The 17,123-nt window shown below is 54.1% G+C and carries 13 protein-coding genes; 9 read left to right on the top strand and 4 right to left on the bottom strand.

The annotated features are described in order from the left end of the window. Positions 1 to 330 precede the first annotated feature (330 nt). The 3 genes from msrQ to ACLJZ5_RS09240 all read right to left on the bottom strand — a co-directional run bounded on the left by msrQ (position 331) and on the right by ACLJZ5_RS09240 (position 3,022). On the bottom strand, positions 331 to 930 hold the full coding sequence (gene msrQ, locus ACLJZ5_RS09250; protein WP_001240053.1) for a protein-methionine-sulfoxide reductase heme-binding subunit MsrQ: 600 nt from the start codon (positions 928 to 930) through the stop codon (positions 331 to 333). After that, on the bottom strand, positions 931 to 1,935 hold the full coding sequence (gene msrP, locus ACLJZ5_RS09245; protein WP_000723876.1) for a protein-methionine-sulfoxide reductase catalytic subunit MsrP: 1,005 nt from the start codon (positions 1,933 to 1,935) through the stop codon (positions 931 to 933). A 112-nt stretch (positions 1,936 to 2,047) separates the two neighbouring features. After that, the gene (locus tag ACLJZ5_RS09240) at positions 2,048 to 3,022 is read right to left on the bottom strand and encodes an MDR family oxidoreductase (RefSeq protein ID WP_001148246.1); all 975 of its coding nucleotides are present in this window, start codon (positions 3,020 to 3,022) and stop codon (positions 2,048 to 2,050) included. Between the two features lie 203 nt (positions 3,023 to 3,225). On the opposite strand from ACLJZ5_RS09240, the gene csrD reads away from it, so the two are divergent. The 8 genes from csrD (at position 3,226) to tldD (ending at position 15,683) form a co-directional block, all read left to right on the top strand. Beyond that, complete coding sequence (gene csrD / locus ACLJZ5_RS09235) at positions 3,226 to 5,166, top strand: RNase E specificity factor CsrD (RefSeq protein WP_116526421.1); 1,941 nt, start codon at positions 3,226 to 3,228, stop codon at positions 5,164 to 5,166. Positions 5,167 to 5,473: 307 nt separating this feature from the next. Further along, positions 5,474 to 6,517: a rod shape-determining protein MreB gene (gene mreB, locus ACLJZ5_RS09230; RefSeq protein ID WP_000913396.1), complete on the top strand. Its 1,044-nt coding sequence runs from the start codon at positions 5,474 to 5,476 to the stop codon at positions 6,515 to 6,517. A gap of 64 nt (positions 6,518 to 6,581) precedes the next feature. Then, entirely contained in the window at positions 6,582 to 7,634 is a 1,053-nt protein-coding gene (mreC, locus tag ACLJZ5_RS09225; protein ID WP_024797554.1) for a rod shape-determining protein MreC, read from the top strand. Between the two features lie 2 nt (positions 7,635 to 7,636). Continuing rightward, a complete protein-coding gene (gene mreD / locus ACLJZ5_RS09220) occupies positions 7,637 to 8,125 on the top strand; it encodes a rod shape-determining protein MreD (protein WP_000179403.1) in 489 nt (162 codons plus the stop codon). 8 nt (positions 8,126 to 8,133) lie between these two features. After that, positions 8,134 to 8,727 (top strand): Maf family protein, encoded by a 594-nt coding sequence (locus ACLJZ5_RS09215; protein ID WP_000210306.1) that lies wholly within the window; start codon positions 8,134 to 8,136, stop codon positions 8,725 to 8,727. Continuing rightward, positions 8,717 to 10,186 carry a ribonuclease G gene (gene rng / locus ACLJZ5_RS09210; protein ID WP_000123188.1) on the top strand — a complete coding sequence of 490 codons (1,470 nt, stop codon included), beginning with the start codon at positions 8,717 to 8,719 and terminating at the stop codon, positions 10,184 to 10,186. Before ACLJZ5_RS09215 ends, rng begins: the two co-directional genes overlap by 11 nt. 106 nt (positions 10,187 to 10,292) lie before the next feature. Beyond that, positions 10,293 to 14,093, top strand: a complete 3,801-nt coding sequence (gene yhdP / locus ACLJZ5_RS09205; protein WP_410958912.1) for an AsmA2 domain-containing protein YhdP — start codon at positions 10,293 to 10,295, stop codon at positions 14,091 to 14,093. A 144-nt stretch (positions 14,094 to 14,237) separates the two neighbouring features. Beyond that, the gene (tldD, locus tag ACLJZ5_RS09200; RefSeq protein WP_000055936.1) at positions 14,238 to 15,683 is read left to right on the top strand and encodes a metalloprotease TldD; all 1,446 of its coding nucleotides are present in this window, start codon (positions 14,238 to 14,240) and stop codon (positions 15,681 to 15,683) included. Between the two features lie 122 nt (positions 15,684 to 15,805). Here tldD and aaeR read toward each other — a convergent pair whose 3' ends face one another. Beyond that, positions 15,806 to 16,735, bottom strand: a complete 930-nt coding sequence (aaeR, locus tag ACLJZ5_RS09195; protein ID WP_000440300.1) for an HTH-type transcriptional activator AaeR — start codon at positions 16,733 to 16,735, stop codon at positions 15,806 to 15,808. Between the two features lie 181 nt (positions 16,736 to 16,916). Between aaeR and aaeX the strand changes: the two genes are divergently transcribed. Continuing rightward, positions 16,917 to 17,120, top strand: a complete 204-nt coding sequence (aaeX, locus tag ACLJZ5_RS09190; protein ID WP_000051840.1) for a p-hydroxybenzoic acid efflux pump operon protein AaeX — start codon at positions 16,917 to 16,919, stop codon at positions 17,118 to 17,120. The last annotated feature ends 3 nt before the right edge of the window (positions 17,121 to 17,123 follow it).

Below are 17,123 nucleotides of genomic sequence, written 5' to 3'. Positions count from 1 at the left end.
GCATGTGAATGACTGCCGCGGGTAAAATACCGCGCATCTTTGATTTGCCTGTTATGCCGTAGCACCCGAAGGTGAAATTCATGATTTGCCAGTCATTGTGTGGCTATCTTCTGCCATTTTCGGGCAAAAAACAAAATATACCTTCATTGCTCGATTGTCACCCTTTCTGCGAACGAAAATCGCCGTTGGGGAATGTAAAGTCGCACATTATAACTATTTCGTCGCAATTGGCAGCTAAATACTGGTCTTATCAGGGAAGATAATCAACCCGAAACATAAAAAGGACATTACCTGTTTTGCGTTTTGCAATCGACCGCACAGTTCACCAAACTAGCGCCACCACTGGCGAAACTTCCGGTAACGCAACGCTAAAAGGGCTAACGCTAATGCCGCGTAGATGACCGGTTGCGGTGATAAAATCTTTACCGACCACAGGTAATGTATGGGAGCCAGGATCGCGACAAGATAGACGACGTTATGCAGTGTTTGCCAGCGTTTACCCAATTTACGCTGCGCAAATTGCGTTGAGGTCAACGTCAGCGCTAGTAACACCAGCCAGCTAATGATCCCAAGCGTCAAATAAGGGCGTGAAATCAACTCGCTTCCTAACAGCGCCAGGTTATGTATCCCCAGTTCCAGCAAGGCATAGCTGGTTAAATGCAGCGTAGCCCAAACGAAACACCATAATCCTAACAGGCGGCGTGTGCGTATCAATAATGGCTGTTTAGCGTAGCGCGCCAGCGGTGAAACCAGCAAGGTGGCGAGCAAAAATTTGAGCGCGGTTCTGCCGGTAAAGTGTTGGATATCCTTTACCGGGTCTGCGCTGAGTCCACCGTGATTTATCGCCCAAAAGAGCCACAGAAGCGGCAAAAAACCCGCAAGATGCAGACAAACTTTTAGCCAGGTTATCTGTTTTGCTGTCAGACGCACTTAAAAATTCTCCCGCAAATTGAGACCGCGATACAGCGAAGCGACTTCATTGGCATAGCCGTTAAACAGCAGCGTCGGCTGCCTTTGCACATCAAGGATACCGCCTGAACCAATAAAGCGTTCGGTAGCCTGAGACCAGCGTGGATGATCCACATGCGGGTTCACATTGGCATAAAAACCATATTCGTTGGGAGCCGACAAATTCCAGGTGGTTGGCGGACGTTCGCGGGTGAGTTTAATGCTGACAATAGATTTAATACCTTTAAAACCATACTTCCATGGAACGATGAGTCGAATAGGCGCGCCGTTTTGCGGGGGTAACGCCTTACCATAGACGCCAACGGTCATCAGAGTCAGCGGATGCATGGCTTCGTCCAGACGTAGCCCTTCGACATAAGGGTATTTCAGTCCGCCGCCAATAAAGCGATCTTTCTGTCCTGGCATATCATCCGGCGCGTATAGCGTTTCGAATGCCACATATTTAGCGTGGCTGGTGGGCTGTGCCTGCGCGAGTAGCTTATATAAAGGGAAACCAATCCACGGCACGACCATGGACCACGCTTCGACGCAGCGCATTCGATAGATACGCTCTTCTAATGGAAAACGATGTGTTAAATCGTCATAATCCAGCGTAAATGGCTTCGCGACTTCCCCGCTGATTTTCAACGTCCACGGTTCGGTTTTCAGACTTCCGGCATTGGCCGCCGGGTCGGCTTTATCAAGGCCAAACTCATAGAAATTGTTGTAGCCCGTCACCTTATCTTCCGGCGTTAACGCTAAATCGCTTCGCCAGGCGGCAGGCTGACTAAACTCAAGCGGTTTACCGGCAGGCGCTTTCGGACGATCGTTGCCTTTAAACCAACTGAAGAGATCGGCCTGCGCCGTTGAGGGTAAGGATAAGGCGGCCGCGCTGATGCCTAATGCTTTTAGCACCTGTCGGCGCTGCATAAAAAAAGCCGATTCCGCAGTCACATCGGCTTCTGTTAATGGACGTATCTTTTTCATCACAGACTCCCGGTCTACCCACCACAACATGGCGTGTAGTGAATATGACAGGGAGTGTGTCAATGTGTAAAAATAAATAGTTAATTAAGTGTAAATTTTTTTATACGTGACGTTATTTTATCTTCACCAGCGTACGGCCCTGAACCTGATTATTGATGATGGCATCGGCGAACTTCGGCGCATCCGCCAGCGTAATCTCTGTGGCGGCCTGAGCATAGAACGATTCCGGCAGATCCTTAACCAAACGCGCCCAGGCTTCTGCGCGACGTGCCGGTGGGGTCATCACCGAGTCCACCCCTTGCAAACGCACATTACGCAGAATGAATGGCATAACGGTGGTCGGCAGCGCGAAGCCGCCCGCCAGGCCGCAGGCGGCCACGCAACCGCCATAGTTCATCTGTGCCAGCACTTTCGCCAGCACTTTATCGCCAACGGTATCAATTGCACCGGCCCACAGCTGTTTTTCCAACGGGCGAGATTCAGCAAACTCATCGCGGCTGAGAATACGGTTAGCTCCCAGGCTCTTAAGATAGCCGTGGGTGCTTTCACGTCCTGATACTGCTGCAACCTGATAGCCCAGCTTATGCAGTAATGCAACGGCAGTGCTGCCCACACCGCCGCTGGCGCCGGTGACGACAACCTCACCGTCTTGCGGGCGAATACCTGCATCTTCAAGCGCCATGACGCACAGCATGGCGGTAAAACCGGCGGTGCCGATGATCATGGCGTTACGGCTGCTCAGTCCCGCAGGCAGCGCGACCAGCCAGTCGCCTTTAACGCGTGCGCGTTCGGCCAGGCCGCCCCAGTGGTTTTCGCCCACGCCCCAGCCAGTCAGTAGTACTTCCTGGCCTGCATGAAAGCGAGGATCTTCGCTTGCGTGAACGGTGCCGGCGAAATCAATACCAGGAATCATCGGAAAATGACGGATAATTTTCCCTTTTCCGGTGATAGCCAGAGCATCTTTATAATTCAGGCTGGACCAGTGGACATCCACCGTCACATCACCTGCCGGCAGTTGACTCTCTTCGAGATGTTGCACGGATGCGAGGGTTTTACCGTCCTGCTGTTCTAAGATCAACGCCTGCATAACCTGTCCTCACTTTACATGGTAGATTGGAAAAATAGCTACGAAGACTATACTCGCTAATTAAAACGTGATGCCGATGCAACGCAATAAATTGCCAGATAGATCCATTTTGGTAGTATGCCTGCTTCATTGCGCGCCGTGGCGAATTCCGCCTTCAGATTCGCTTTTTCATACTGTTTATAACCGTCGGAGTTAACTCAAGGATGCGATTAACGACGAAATTCTCAGCTTTTATCACGCTGCTCACGGGGTTAACGATCTTCGTGACTCTGATAGGTTGCTCGCTAAGCTTTTATAACGCCGTACAGTATAAGTATGTCAGCCGTGTGCAGGCGACGGCAACAGCCATTGATACGCACCTGGTGACCCATGATATTGTCTCGCTGACGCCGCAAATCGACGAACTCATGATCGCTTCCGATATTGTGCGTGTCGATCTGTTGCAGGGGGAGCGCAGCGTCTACAGCCATTCTCGCGCCAGAGGTTATCGGCCAGCCGGCACCAGCGACATGTATCGCGAGCTGGTCGTACCGCTGATAAAACATCCAGGAATGTCGCTACGTCTGGTTTATCAGGACCCGATGGGTAACTATTTTCACTCACTGATCACCACGGCGCCGCTGACGCTGGCGATCGGTTTTATCGTTCTGATTTTGTTTTTATCGGTACGCTGGCTGCAGCGGCAGCTTTCCGGGCAGGAGCTTCTGGAAATTCGCTCCACGCATATTCTGAACGGCGAACGCGGGGCGAATGTCCGCGGTTCTGTTTACGAATGGCCGGCGCGCACCAGTAGCGCGCTTGATGTATTGCTTTCCGAAATTCAGTTTGCTCACGAACAGCGTAGTCGCCTGGACACCCTCATTCGCTCCTACGCCGCGCAGGACACCAAAACCGGGCTCGGTAACCGTCTGTTTTTTGATAACCAACTGGCGACGCTGCTGGAAGATCAGGAAAAAGTGGGAGTGCATGGCGTGGTGATGATGATCCGCTTGCCAGACTTCAATCTTCTGCGCGACAGCCTGGGAGGCAATCAGGCGGAAGAGCAGATGTTTATGCTTATCAATCTGCTATCGACATTTATTATGCGTTACCCAGGCTCGCTGCTGGCGCGTTATCACCGCAGCGACTTTGCCGTGCTGCTACCGCATCGAACGCTGAAAGAAGCGGAAAGTATTGCCGGACAACTTTTAAAAGCTGTCGATGCGCTACCGGCTAACAAAATGCTCGATCGTGACGATATGGTACATATCGGCATTTGCGCCTGGCGCAGCGGACAGTCCACCGAGCAGGTGATGGAACATGCTGAAGCCGCGGCGCGGAATGCCGCCCTGCAGGGGGGAAATAGCTGGGCTATCTACGACGACACTCTGCCGGAAAAAGGGCGCGGCAATGTGCGCTGGCGCACATTGATTGAGCAGATGCTGAACCGGGGCGGACCGCGACTTTATCAAAAACCGGCGGTCACGCGAGAAGGTCGCGTACATCATCGGGAATTGATGTGTCGCATCTATGACGGTAAAGAAGAGGTGAGCTCGGCGGAGTATATGCCGATGGTGTTGCAATTTGGTTTATCGGAAGAGTATGACAGATTACAAATTAGCCGCCTGATTACGTTGCTGGGCTACTGGCCGGATGAAAATCTGGCAATGCAGTTGACGGTTGAGTCGCTGATTCGTCCGCGTTTTCAGCGCTGGTTGCGCGATACGTTAATGCAGTGTGAAAAATCACAGCGAAATCGCATAATTATTGAACTTGCGGAGGCAGATGTTTGTCAACACATCAGTCGGTTACAACCCATCCTTCGCTTAGTCAATGCGCTTGGCGTTCGGGTGGCGGTGACACAGGCGGGTTTGACGCTGGTTAGCACGAGCTGGATTAAAGCGCTCAATGTGGAATTACTCAAGCTGCATCCGAGTCTGGTCAGAAACATTGAGAAGCGAACGGAAAACCAGCTTCTGGTTCAAAGTCTGGTAGAGGCCTGCGCGGGTACGCCTACGCAGGTTTACGCGACGGGCGTCCGTTCGCGCGGCGAGTGGCAGACGCTGACAAAACGCGGCGTGGCTGGCGGGCAGGGTGATTTTTTTGCCTCCTCCCAACTACTTGACACAAACGTGAAAAAATATTCGCAAAGATACTCGGTTTAACCTGCCGTTTAATTTGTTTTCACGTAGAATAACGCGCGCTGCGCCTCATGGGGGTGTGCTTGTCTGCTCGCCAGATTGTTGCAGCAAATATGCAGGTGAATGACCTTTGACAGGTTGCAAACGAAGGCGAGGATTGCTGCTGATTTTTTCAGCCCTGAGGGACTCAGGCCGAGATTTGTAACAAAGGAAACGAACTGCACTAATTTTCACCGTAGCAGATGATTTTTGCGCCTTGTCGCTGCTGCGTGTGGTTGGTAAAGTAAGCGGATTTTGTTTTCCGCCCCAGCTTTCAGGATTATCCCTTAGTATGTTGAAAAAATTTCGTGGCATGTTTTCCAATGACCTGTCCATTGACCTGGGTACCGCGAATACCCTCATTTATGTAAAAGGACAAGGCATCGTATTGAATGAGCCTTCCGTTGTGGCCATTCGTCAGGATCGTGCCGGTTCGCCGAAAAGCGTGGCTGCAGTCGGTCATGATGCGAAGCAGATGCTGGGCCGTACGCCGGGCAATATCGCTGCGATCCGTCCGATGAAAGACGGCGTTATCGCTGACTTCTTTGTGACCGAAAAAATGCTCCAGCACTTTATTAAACAAGTGCATAGCAACAGCTTTATGCGCCCAAGCCCGCGCGTACTGGTATGCGTGCCGGTCGGCGCGACGCAGGTAGAACGCCGCGCGATTCGTGAATCCGCTCAGGGCGCAGGCGCCCGTGAAGTCTTTTTGATCGAAGAGCCGATGGCGGCCGCGATCGGCGCAGGTCTGCCAGTTTCTGAAGCAACCGGTTCAATGGTTGTGGATATCGGTGGTGGTACCACTGAAGTTGCCGTGATCTCCCTGAACGGCGTGGTTTACTCTTCTTCTGTCCGTATTGGTGGTGACCGCTTCGACGAAGCCATCATTAATTACGTTCGTCGTAACTACGGTTCTCTGATCGGTGAAGCTACCGCAGAACGTATTAAACACGAAATCGGTTCCGCTTATCCGGGCGACGAAGTCCGTGAGATCGAAGTGCGTGGCCGTAACCTGGCGGAAGGCGTTCCACGCGGCTTTACCCTGAACTCAAACGAGATTCTGGAAGCGTTGCAGGAACCGTTGACCGGTATCGTCAGCGCGGTAATGGTAGCGCTGGAACAGTGTCCGCCGGAGCTGGCGTCAGACATCTCCGAGCGCGGTATGGTGCTCACCGGCGGCGGCGCGCTGCTGCGTAACCTTGACCGTCTGTTAATGGAAGAGACGGGCATTCCTGTCGTGGTTGCTGAAGATCCGCTGACCTGTGTGGCGCGCGGCGGCGGCAAGGCGCTGGAAATGATCGATATGCACGGCGGCGACCTGTTCAGCGAAGAGTAGTTGGATACGGGCAGGATTATCCCTGGATTGTCCTGCCTCTCCGACGCGAGAATACGCATAGCCTATGAAGCCAATTTTTAGCCGTGGCCCGTCGCTACAGATTCGCCTTATTCTGGCGGTGCTGGTGGCGCTCGGCGTTATCATTGCCGACAGCCGCCTGGGGACGTTCAGTCAAATCCGAACGTACATGGACACTGCCGTCAGTCCTTTCTATTTTATTTCAAACGGCCCTCGTGAACTGCTCGACAGCGTGTCACAAACGCTGGCTTCTCGCGACCAGCTTGAGCTGGAAAACCGGGCGCTGCGCCAGGAATTACTGCTAAAAAACAGCGATCTGCTGATGCTGGGGCAGTACAAACAGGAGAACGCGCGGTTGCGCGAGCTGCTGGGGTCGCCGCTGCGTCAGGACGAGCAGAAAATGGTGACGCAGGTTATTTCAACGGTTAACGATCCTTACAGCGATCAGGTCGTTATCGATAAAGGCAGCGTTAATGGCGTATATGAAGGTCAACCGGTCATTAGCGACAAAGGTGTCGTAGGGCAGGTTGTCGCCGTGGCGAAACTGACCAGCCGCGTGTTGCTGATTTGCGATGCGACTCATGCGCTGCCGATTCAGGTACTGCGCAATGACATCCGCGTGATTGCCGCCGGTAACGGCTGTACTGACGATCTTCAGCTTGAACATCTGCCCGCCAATACCGATATTCGCGTCGGCGATGTGCTGGTAACGTCCGGACTTGGTGGGCGTTTCCCGGAAGGGTATCCGGTGGCGGTGGTCTCCTCCGTCAAGCTGGACACTCAGCGCGCCTATACCGTCATTCAGGCACGTCCAACCGCGGGTTTGCAGCGTTTACGCTATCTGCTGCTGTTGTGGGGAGCCGATCGTAACGGCGCCAATCCGATGACGCCGGAAGAGGTTCACCGCGTCGCCAATGAGCGCCTGATGCAGATGATGCCGCAGGTGTTGCCTTCTCCGGATGCGATGGGGCCGCCGGCGCCAGTGCCGGAGCCGGCGACGGGGATTACTCAGCCATCTGCGGGCCAGGCTGCGCCGGTAGCAACGCAACCATCGCCTTCGGGCGCGACCACGCCGCCTGCGCGTGCGCCGGGAGGGTAATGGTGGCGAGCTATCGTAGCCAGGGGCGCTGGGTTATCTGGCTCTCGTTTCTTATTGCGCTGTTGCTGCAAATCATGCCCTGGCCGGACGACATCATTGTTTTCCGGCCAAACTGGGTTTTGCTCATCTTACTGTACTGGATTCTGGCCCTGCCGCACCGCGTAAATGTGGGGACGGGATTTGTGATGGGTGCCATACTTGATCTCATCAGCGGTTCCACACTTGGCGTGCGCGCTCTGTCGATGAGTATTGTCGCCTACCTGGTCGCTCTGAAATTCCAGCTCTTCCGTAACCTGGCGCTCTGGCAGCAGGCGCTGGTGGTAATGTTGCTTTCACTGGCCGTGGACATTATTGTTTTCTGGGCCGAGTTTTTAGTGATCAACGTCTCTTTCAGACCGGAAGTGTTCTGGAGTAGTGTAGTCAATGGCGTGCTGTGGCCCTGGCTCTTTTTGCTGATGCGTAAAGTACGCCAGCAGTTTGCTGTGCAATAAAGGTCGATATGACAACTCTGTATCTTGCTTCCGGTTCCCCGCGTCGCCAGGAATTATTGACTCAACTTGGATTTTCATTCGAGCAGGTCGTGCCTGGTATTGAAGAGCAACGGCGTGCTCAGGAAAGCGCGCAGCAGTATGTTGTTCGGCTGGCGCGCGAAAAGGCGCAGGCTGGCGTGGCGCTGGTTCCCCGTGATCTGCCGGTTTTGGGCGCGGATACGATAGTCGTGTTAAATGGCGAGGTGCTGGAAAAGCCGCGCGACGCCGCTCATGCCGCAGAAATGCTGCGTTTGCTTTCCGGAAATACGCATCAGGTGATGACTGCTGTTGCGCTTGCGGACTCGCAGCAGACGCTGGATTGTCTGGTGGTAACGGAGGTGACTTTCCGCACGCTTTCTGCGCAGGATATTACTGGCTATGTCGCCAGCGGCGAGCCTTTAGATAAAGCAGGTGCATACGGTATTCAGGGGCGGGGTGGCTGTTTTGTCAGGAAGATAAATGGCAGCTATCACGCCGTGGTCGGCTTACCGCTGGTTGAAACGTATGAGTTGTTGAGTCATTTTAACGCACTGCGTGATAAAAGGGATAAACATGACGGCTGAATTGTTGGTAAACGTAACGCCATCGGAAACGCGCGTGGCGTACATTGATGGCGGTATTCTTCAGGAAATCCATATTGAGCGCGAAGCGCGACGCGGAATCGTAGGCAATATCTACAAAGGTCGTGTAAGTCGTGTACTTCCAGGTATGCAGGCGGCTTTTGTAGATATTGGGCTGGATAAAGCCGCATTTCTTCACGCTTCCGATATTATGCCGCATACCGAATGCGTGGCGGGCGACGAGCAAAAACAGTTTACGGTGCGCGATATCTCCGAACTGGTGCGTCAGGGACAGGATCTGATGGTGCAGGTAGTGAAAGATCCGCTCGGCACGAAAGGCGCGCGTTTGACCACGGACATCACGTTGCCCTCCCGTTACCTTGTTTTTATGCCCGGCGCGTCACACGTTGGCGTTTCCCAGCGTATCGAAAGCGAAAGTGAACGCGAGCGCCTGAAAAAGGTGGTGGCGGAGTACTGCGACGAACAGGGCGGGTTTATTATCCGTACCGCGGCGGAAGGCGTGTGTGAAGAGGATCTCGCGTCTGATGCCGCCTATCTCAAGCGCGTCTGGACGAAAGTCATGGAGCGCAAAAAGCGTCCGCAAACGCGCTACCAGATGTATGGCGAACTGGCGCTGGCGCAGCGCGTGCTGCGCGATTTCGCCGATGCGCAGTTGGACCGAATTCGCGTAGACTCACGTCTGACCTATGAGTCGCTGCTGGAGTTTACCGCAGAATACATCCCGGAAATGACCAGTAAACTGGAGCATTACAGTGGCCATCAGCCGATCTTCGATCTTTATGACGTGGAAAATGAAATCCAGCGCGCGCTGGAGCGCAAGGTTGAACTCAAGTCCGGCGGTTATCTGATTATCGACCAAACCGAAGCGATGACGACGGTAGATATCAATACCGGCGCGTTTGTCGGACACCGTAATCTCGACGACACCATTTTTAATACCAATATTGAAGCGACTCAGGCCATTGCCCGCCAGCTACGCCTGCGTAATCTGGGCGGCATTATCATTATCGATTTTATCGACATGAATAATGAAGATCATCGCCGCCGGGTGCTGCATTCGCTGGAACAGGCGTTAAGTAAGGATCGCGTGAAAACCAGTATTAACGGTTTTTCGCCGCTGGGACTGGTGGAAATGACCCGTAAACGGACCCGTGAAAGCGTGGAACATGTGCTTTGTAACGAGTGTCCAACCTGTCATGGCCGCGGGACGGTAAAAACGGTGGAAACCGTCTGCTATGAGATCATGCGTGAAATTGTACGTGTTCATCACGCTTATGACTCCGATCGCTTCCTGGTTTATGCTTCTCCTGCGGTGGCGGAAGCGCTGAAAGGCGAAGAATCACACGCGCTGGCGGAAGTCGAAATCTTTGTCGGCAAACAGGTTAAAGTTCAGGTCGAACCGCTTTATAACCAGGAGCAGTTTGACGTCGTAATGATGTAAAAGACCGCGACCCGTACGAGCATTTGCAGGCCGGATAAGGCGTTCACGCCGCCGTCCGGCAAAGCAAGGTTGTGAGTCGTATTTTTTGGCAGACAAGGAGAGACGCGTGAGGCGATTGCCGGGGATTTTATTGCTCACTGGAGCCGCGCTCATCGTCATTGCAGCGCTGCTGGTTAGCGGGCTGCGCCTGGCGTTGCCTCATCTTGACGCCTGGCGTCCGGCTATCCTGAATAAAATTGAGTCTGTGACCGGCGTGCCGGTGGCCGCCAGCCAACTCTCCGCAAGCTGGCAAAATTTTGGCCCTACGCTGGAAGCGCATAATATTCATGCCGCCCTGAAAGATGGCGGCGAACTGTCGATAAAACGCGTTACGCTGGCGCTGGACGTCTGGCAAAGCCTGTTGCATATGCGCTGGCAGTTTCGCGACCTGACCTTCTGGCAACTCAATTTCCGCACCAACACGCCTCTTCAAAGCAGCGACGGCGAAGGCATCGAAACCAGCCGTTTAAGCGATCTTTTCCTGCGTCAGTTCGATCATTTCGATCTGCGCGATAGCCAAATCAGTTTTCTGACGCTTTCCGGACAACGCGCGGAACTGGCGATCCCACAGCTTACCTGGCTAAACGGCAAAGAGCGGCACCGCGCCGAAGGCGAGGTCAGTCTCTCCAGCCTGACCGGGCAGCACGGTGTGATGCAGGTGCGGATGGATTTACGCGATGACGACGGTTTGCTGAATAACGGCAGAGTCTGGTTACAGGCCGACGATATTGACGTCAAGCCGTGGCTGGGTAAATGGATGCAGGATAATGTGGCGCTCCAGACGGCGCGTTTCAGTCTGGAAGGCTGGATGACGCTCAGTAAAGGCGAAATCGCCGGAGGAGACGTCTGGCTGAAACAGGGCGGAGCAAGCTGGTTGGGCGATAACACGACGCACACGCTGTCTGTCGATAACCTGACGGCGCAGATTAGCCGCGAGCAGCCGGGCTGGCAGTTTTATATTCCGGACACACGGATTACGCTTGATGGTAAACCCTGGCCGAGCGGAGCCTTAACCGTGGCCTGGCTCCCGCAGCAGGGCGTCGGCGGCGAGAATCACACACGTAGCGATGAGCTACGCATTCGCGCCAGTAATCTTGAACTGGCGGGGCTGGAAGCATTACGTCCGCTGGCGGCTAAACTGTCGCCTGTGCTGGGCGAAATATGGCAGGCTACGCAGCCGAGCGGAAAGATCGCCACTCTGGCGCTGGATATTCCGCTACAGGCGACCGAAAAAACGCGTTTTCAGGCATCGTGGGAAAATCTTGCCTGGAAACAGTGGAAGCTGTTGCCCGGCGCGGAACATTTTTCCGGTACGCTGGCGGGAAGCGTAGAAGACGGGCAGATGAAGGTTGCGATGCAGCAGGCTAAAATGCCCTATGAAACCGTTTTTCGCGCGCCGCTGGAAATTGAAAACGGCGTCGCGACGCTTAGTTGGTTGAAGAATGAGAACGGCTTTCAGCTTGATGGCCGCGACATTGACGTCAAAGCAAAGGCGGTACATGCGCGCGGCGGGTTCCGCTATCTGCAACCGACGGGCGGCGAACCGTGGCTGGGTATTCTGGCCGGAATCAGTACCGACGATGGATCTCAGGCGTGGCGCTATTTTCCGGAAAACCTGATGGGCAAAGCGCTGGTCGATTACCTTAGCGGCGCGATTCAGGGCGGCGAGGCGGATAACGCCACGTTGGTTTACGGTGGTAACCCGCACCTCTTTCCCTATAAGCATAACGAAGGTCAGTTTGAAGTGCTGGTGCCGCTACGCAATGCGACGTTTGCTTTTCAACCCGACTGGCCGGCGCTAAAAAATCTCAACATTGAACTGGATTTCCTGAACGACGGCCTGTGGATGCGTTCGGATAGCGTCGATTTGGGCGGGGTGAAGGCCAGCAAACTCGCGGCGGCGATTCCGGATTATTCCAAAGAGAAACTGCTCATTGATGCCGATATTAACGGGCCGGGAAAAGCCGTTGGGCCTTATTTCGACGAGACGCCACTAAAAGACTCGCTTGGCTCGACGCTGGCGGAGCTCCAATTAGATGGCGATGTGAATGCTCGCTTACATCTTGATATTCCGCTGGATGGCGAACAGGTTACCGCTGAGGGCGATGTCTCGTTGCGTAATAACAGTCTGTTTATTAAGCCGCTAAACAGCACGCTCAAAAATCTGAACGGTAAATTCAGCTTTGTGAATGGCGCGCTAAAAAGCGGGCCGCTGACGGCAAACTGGTTTAATCAGCCGCTTAACCTGGATTTCAGTACGACGGAAGGGGCAAAAGCCTATCAGGTCGCCGTCAACCTGAACGGTAACTGGCAACCAACGCGTATGGGCGTCTTACCGCCGCAACTGAATGACGCCCTGAGCGGCAGCGTGACGTGGAATGGTAAAGTCGGCATCGATCTTCCATATCATGCTGACACCACTTATCGCATCGAGCTGAACGGCGATCTGAGAAATGTGAGCAGTCACTTACCTTCTCCGCTAAATAAACCCGCAGGCGAAGCCATTCCGGTGAACATTCAGGCTGACGGCAACCTGAAAAGTTTTGCGCTAACGGGGAGAGCAGGGAGTAAAAATCACTTTAACAGCCGCTGGTTATTAAATCAGAAGCTGACGTTGGATCGGGCTATCTGGACGACGGACAGCCGGACGATTCCGCCATTACCTGCTCAACAAGGCGTTGAGCTCAATCTGCCGGCGCTGGATGGCGCGCAATGGCTGGCGTTATTCCAGAAAGGCGCGGCGGATAACGTGAGCAGTTCGGCCGAGTTTCCTCAACGCGTCACGTTGCGTACTCCCGCGCTATCGCTGGGCGGCCAGCAGTGGAACAATTTGAGCGTCGTTTCAGCCCCCTCGCTGAACGGAACAAAAATTGAAGCGCAGGGCCGTGAGGTGAACGCCACGCTGCTCATGCGCAACCATGCGCCGTGGCTGGCGAACATTAAGTACCTGTACTACAACCCTGGCGTCGCAAAAACGCACGCCTCGTCACCCACGCCGACATCGCCGTTGGCTTCGGCGAACACGATTAGCTTCCGCGGCTGGCCGGACTTACAGCTTCGCTGCGAAGAGTGCTGGCTGTGGGGGCAAAAATATGGGCGTATTGATGGTGATTTCGCCATCAAAGGCAATACGCTGACTCTGGCGAATGGCCTGATCGATACCGGATTCGCCCGTTTGAAAGCGAACGGCGAGTGGGTGAATGCGCCGGGTAATGAACGAACCTCGCTGAAAGGTAGTCTGCATGGTAGTAACCTCGACACGGCTGCCGGGTTCTTCGGTATCTCGACGCCAATCCAGAACGCGTCTTTTAACGTAGATTACGATCTGCACTGGCGAAACCCGCCCTGGCAACCTGAGGAAGCCACGCTCAACGGGATTTTACGTACGCGTCTGGGTAAAGGCGAGTTTACTGATCTCAGTAGCGGTCATGCCGGACAGTTACTGCGGCTGCTCAGTTTTGATGCGTTGCTGCGTAAGCTGCGGTTTGACTTCAGAGATACCTTTAGCGAGGGCTTCTATTTCGACTCTATTCATAGTACCGCGTGGATTAAAGATGGCGTCCTGCATACTGACGATACGCTGGTGGATGGGCTGGAAGCGGATATTGCAATGAAAGGTTCTGTTGATCTGGTGCGTCGTCGTCTTGATATGGAGGCCGTTGTCGCGCCGGAAATTTCCGCCACCGTGGGCGTCGCCGCCGCGTTTGCCGTTAACCCGATTGTCGGCGCGGCGGTATTTGCCGCCAGTAAAGTGTTGGGGCCGCTATGGAGCAAGGTCTCCATTCTGCGTTATCGCATTACCGGCCCGGTCGATGCGCCGCAGATTAACGAAGTTCTGCGCCAACCGAGAAAAGAAAGCCAGCAATGATTTGACGGGGGCGAGGAATTGCCCCACTCTCAGTAAATAGTCATGCCGGACGGCGCTGCGTTTATCCGGTTTGTACAATCTAACAACGTAGTCCGGATAAGGCGTGAACCGCCATCCGGCAGAAATCAACGAGTAGCAAAAACGATGAGTCTGAACCTGGTAAGTGAACAATTGCTAGCGGCGAATGGCCTGAACCATCAGGATCTGTTCGCTATTTTGGGCCAACTGGCCGAACGCCGTCTTGATTATGGCGACCTCTATTTTCAGTCGAGCTATCACGAATCCTGGGTTTTAGAAGACCGCATCATTAAAGATGGTTCATATAATATCGACCAGGGCGTTGGCGTTCGCGCCATTAGCGGCGAAAAAACCGGTTTTGCTTATGCTGACCAGATAAGCCTCCTGGCGCTGGAGCAGAGTGCGCAGGCAGCGCGAACCATTGTACGCGAGAACGGCGAAGGCAAGGTAAAAACGCTCGCCGCCGTAGCGCATCAGCCGCTCTACACCACCCTTGATCCGTTGCAAAGTATGAGCCGCGAAGAGAAGCTGGATATCCTCAGACGCGTTGATAAAGCGGCGCGAGAAGCCGATAAACGCGTGCAGGAAGTTAACGCCAGCCTGACCGGCGTATATGAATTAATCCTCGTGGCGGCGACCGACGGGACGCTGGCGGCGGATGTCCGTCCACTGGTGCGTTTGTCCGTTAGCGTGCAGGTGGAAGAAGACGGTAAACGCGAGCGCGGCGCCAGCGGCGGCGGCGGTCGCTTTGGTTATGAGTATTTTCTTGCCGATCTCGACGGCGAGGTGCGCGCCGACGCGTGGGCGAAAGAAGCGGTACGCATGGCGCTGGTTAATCTCTCCGCGGTCGCTGCGCCAGCGGGGACGTTACCGGTGGTTCTGGGCGCCGGGTGGCCGGGCGTATTGCTGCACGAAGCGGTCGGTCACGGGCTGGAAGGTGATTTTAACCGTCGTGGGACGTCTGTGTTTAGCGGTCAGATCGGCGAGCAGGTTGCCTCCGCGCTTTGCACCGTAGTGGATGACGGCACAATGATGAACCGTCGCGGCTCCGTTGCTATCGATGATGAAGGTACGCCAGGCCAGTACAACGTATTGATTGAAAATGGCGTACTGAAAGGATACATGCAGGACAAGCTGAACGCGCGCCTGATGGGCGCTGCGCCGACCGGTAACGGGCGTCGCGAATCTTACGCGCATCTGCCGATGCCGCGTATGACGAATACCTATATGTTGGCGGGGCAGTCAACGCCGCAGGAAATTATCGAATCCGTTGAGTACGGCATCTATGCGCCTAACTTTGGCGGCGGTCAGGTGGATATCACCTCCGGCAAGTTTGTGTTCTCTACCTCGGAAGCGTATCTGATTGAAAACGGAAAAGTCACGACGCCGGTGAAGGGCGCGACGTTGATTGGATCAGGCATTGAAACGATGCAACAGATCTCCATGGTCGGCAACGACCTTAAGCTGGATAACGGGGTGGGGGTCTGCGGTAAAGAGGGGCAAAGTCTGCCGGTAGGCGTAGGCCAGCCGACGCTGAAAGTCGATAACCTGACGGTTGGCGGCACCGCATAACTGTCCGCCTTATCAGGCCTGTGGTGTGTGCCGCCCAGGCCTGATAAGCGCAGCGCCATCAGGCAATGTCTGCGTCGGGTGGCATCTGGCCTACAATCGTCTTCAGCAATTACCCGGTGTTTTTATTTTTCTTTCCCTCGCCCGTGCATCCCCTGAAACAGGTGTGCGACATCGACAAAATAGTCAGTTAACGCGTTAATCACTACCTGCACTTTAAGCGGCAGCTTATCTTTTTCGGTGTACAGCGCGTACACCGGACGAGGATCGGACTGATAGCGAGGCAGCAGGATCTCCAGATCGCCACGATTGATCTCATCGATCACCCACATCAGCGGCACATAGGCGATTCCGGTTCCGGCGGTCAGCCAGCGTACCAGCGTCATCGGATCGTTAGTGACGAACCGCCCCTGTGGAATCAGTCGGGTAGAAATTCCTTCCGGCGCGATAAGTTCAAACTCATTATCCGGGCGCACGCTATATTCCAGCCAGGAATGGCTACTGAGATCGGCGGGTTTTTCCGGGACGCCGTACTGAGCGAGGTAGGGCTTGGCGGCGCACACAACCATCGGCATCGCGCCGAGTCGACGGGAAAACAGGCTGGAGTCTTGCAGCGCGCCCACGCGGATCACCACGTCCAGCCCGTCGGCAATTAAATCCGGGGCCGGAATTCCTGTCACCAGATTGACCGCCAGACCGGGATACTCTTTTAATAATTTTGCGGTAAGCCCGGCCAGCACATTTTGCGCCATGGTTGAAGAACAGCCGATACGCAATGTACCGATGGGCGTGTTATTAAAAGCGTAAAGCTGCTCATGAACATCCTGCACTTCATGCAGCATACGACGACAACCCTGATAATAGATTTTTCCAGCCTCGGTAAGCCCAATGCTGCGTGTGCTGCGGTTGAGCAATTTAACCTGAAGCTCATCTTCCAGTTTCGCCACAGTCTGGCTGATGGACGATACGCTCATTTGCAGCTGTCTGGCTGCGGCGGTAAAAGAGCCAAACTCGACAACTTTGGCGAATACCGACATTCGTTTTAATCGTTCCATTATTCACTCTGGCTTAAAAGTGATTTAGATCACATAATATAGATAACAGCATAACAATTACGTTAATATACTATTATTCGAATAAGAGCTATGTCGCTCTCGCCTGGCGTCTCTTGCCCTTCTCTGCGGCGATGTAGCTTAACAATCTATCGCCTGCTCTCTCTCAGAAATCAAGGTCAACATGAGTCTGTTTCCCGTTATCGTGGTGTTTGGTCTTTCCTTCCCACCGATATTTTTCGAATTGCTTTTGTCACTGGCTATTTTTTGGCTGGTGCGTCGGATGCTAGTGCCGACGGGCATCTATGATTTTGTCTGGCATCCGGCTCTGTTCAATACTGCGCTGTATTGTTGTCTGTTTTATTTAATATCGCGCCTGTTCGTTTGAGGT

The organism is Salmonella sp. 5800, assembly GCF_046558195.1.
GTDB lineage: Bacteria > Pseudomonadota > Gammaproteobacteria > Enterobacterales > Enterobacteriaceae > Salmonella > Salmonella enterica.
The sequence above is the reverse complement of the archived record's forward strand: the minus strand, read 5'-3'. Positions and strand labels throughout refer to the sequence as shown.

Excerpts from the sequence above, each read along its gene's own strand:
- aaeX (WP_000051840.1), top strand. The coding sequence starts at position 16,917 with ATGAGTCTGTTTCCCGTTATCGTGGTGTTTGGTCTTTCCTTCCCACCG.
- ACLJZ5_RS09215 (WP_000210306.1), top strand. The coding sequence starts at position 8,134 with ATGACAACTCTGTATCTTGCTTCCGGTTCCCCGCGTCGCCAGGAATTA.
- csrD (WP_116526421.1), top strand. The coding sequence starts at position 3,226 with ATGCGATTAACGACGAAATTCTCAGCTTTTATCACGCTGCTCACGGGG.
- mreC (WP_024797554.1), top strand. The coding sequence starts at position 6,582 with ATGAAGCCAATTTTTAGCCGTGGCCCGTCGCTACAGATTCGCCTTATT.
- rng (WP_000123188.1), top strand. The coding sequence starts at position 8,717 with ATGACGGCTGAATTGTTGGTAAACGTAACGCCATCGGAAACGCGCGTG.
- tldD (WP_000055936.1), top strand. The coding sequence starts at position 14,238 with ATGAGTCTGAACCTGGTAAGTGAACAATTGCTAGCGGCGAATGGCCTG.
- aaeR (WP_000440300.1), bottom strand. The coding sequence starts at position 16,735 with ATGGAACGATTAAAACGAATGTCGGTATTCGCCAAAGTTGTCGAGTTT.
- mreB (WP_000913396.1), top strand. The coding sequence starts at position 5,474 with ATGTTGAAAAAATTTCGTGGCATGTTTTCCAATGACCTGTCCATTGAC.
- msrP (WP_000723876.1), bottom strand. The coding sequence starts at position 1,935 with ATGAAAAAGATACGTCCATTAACAGAAGCCGATGTGACTGCGGAATCG.
- ACLJZ5_RS09240 (WP_001148246.1), bottom strand. The coding sequence starts at position 3,022 with ATGCAGGCGTTGATCTTAGAACAGCAGGACGGTAAAACCCTCGCATCC.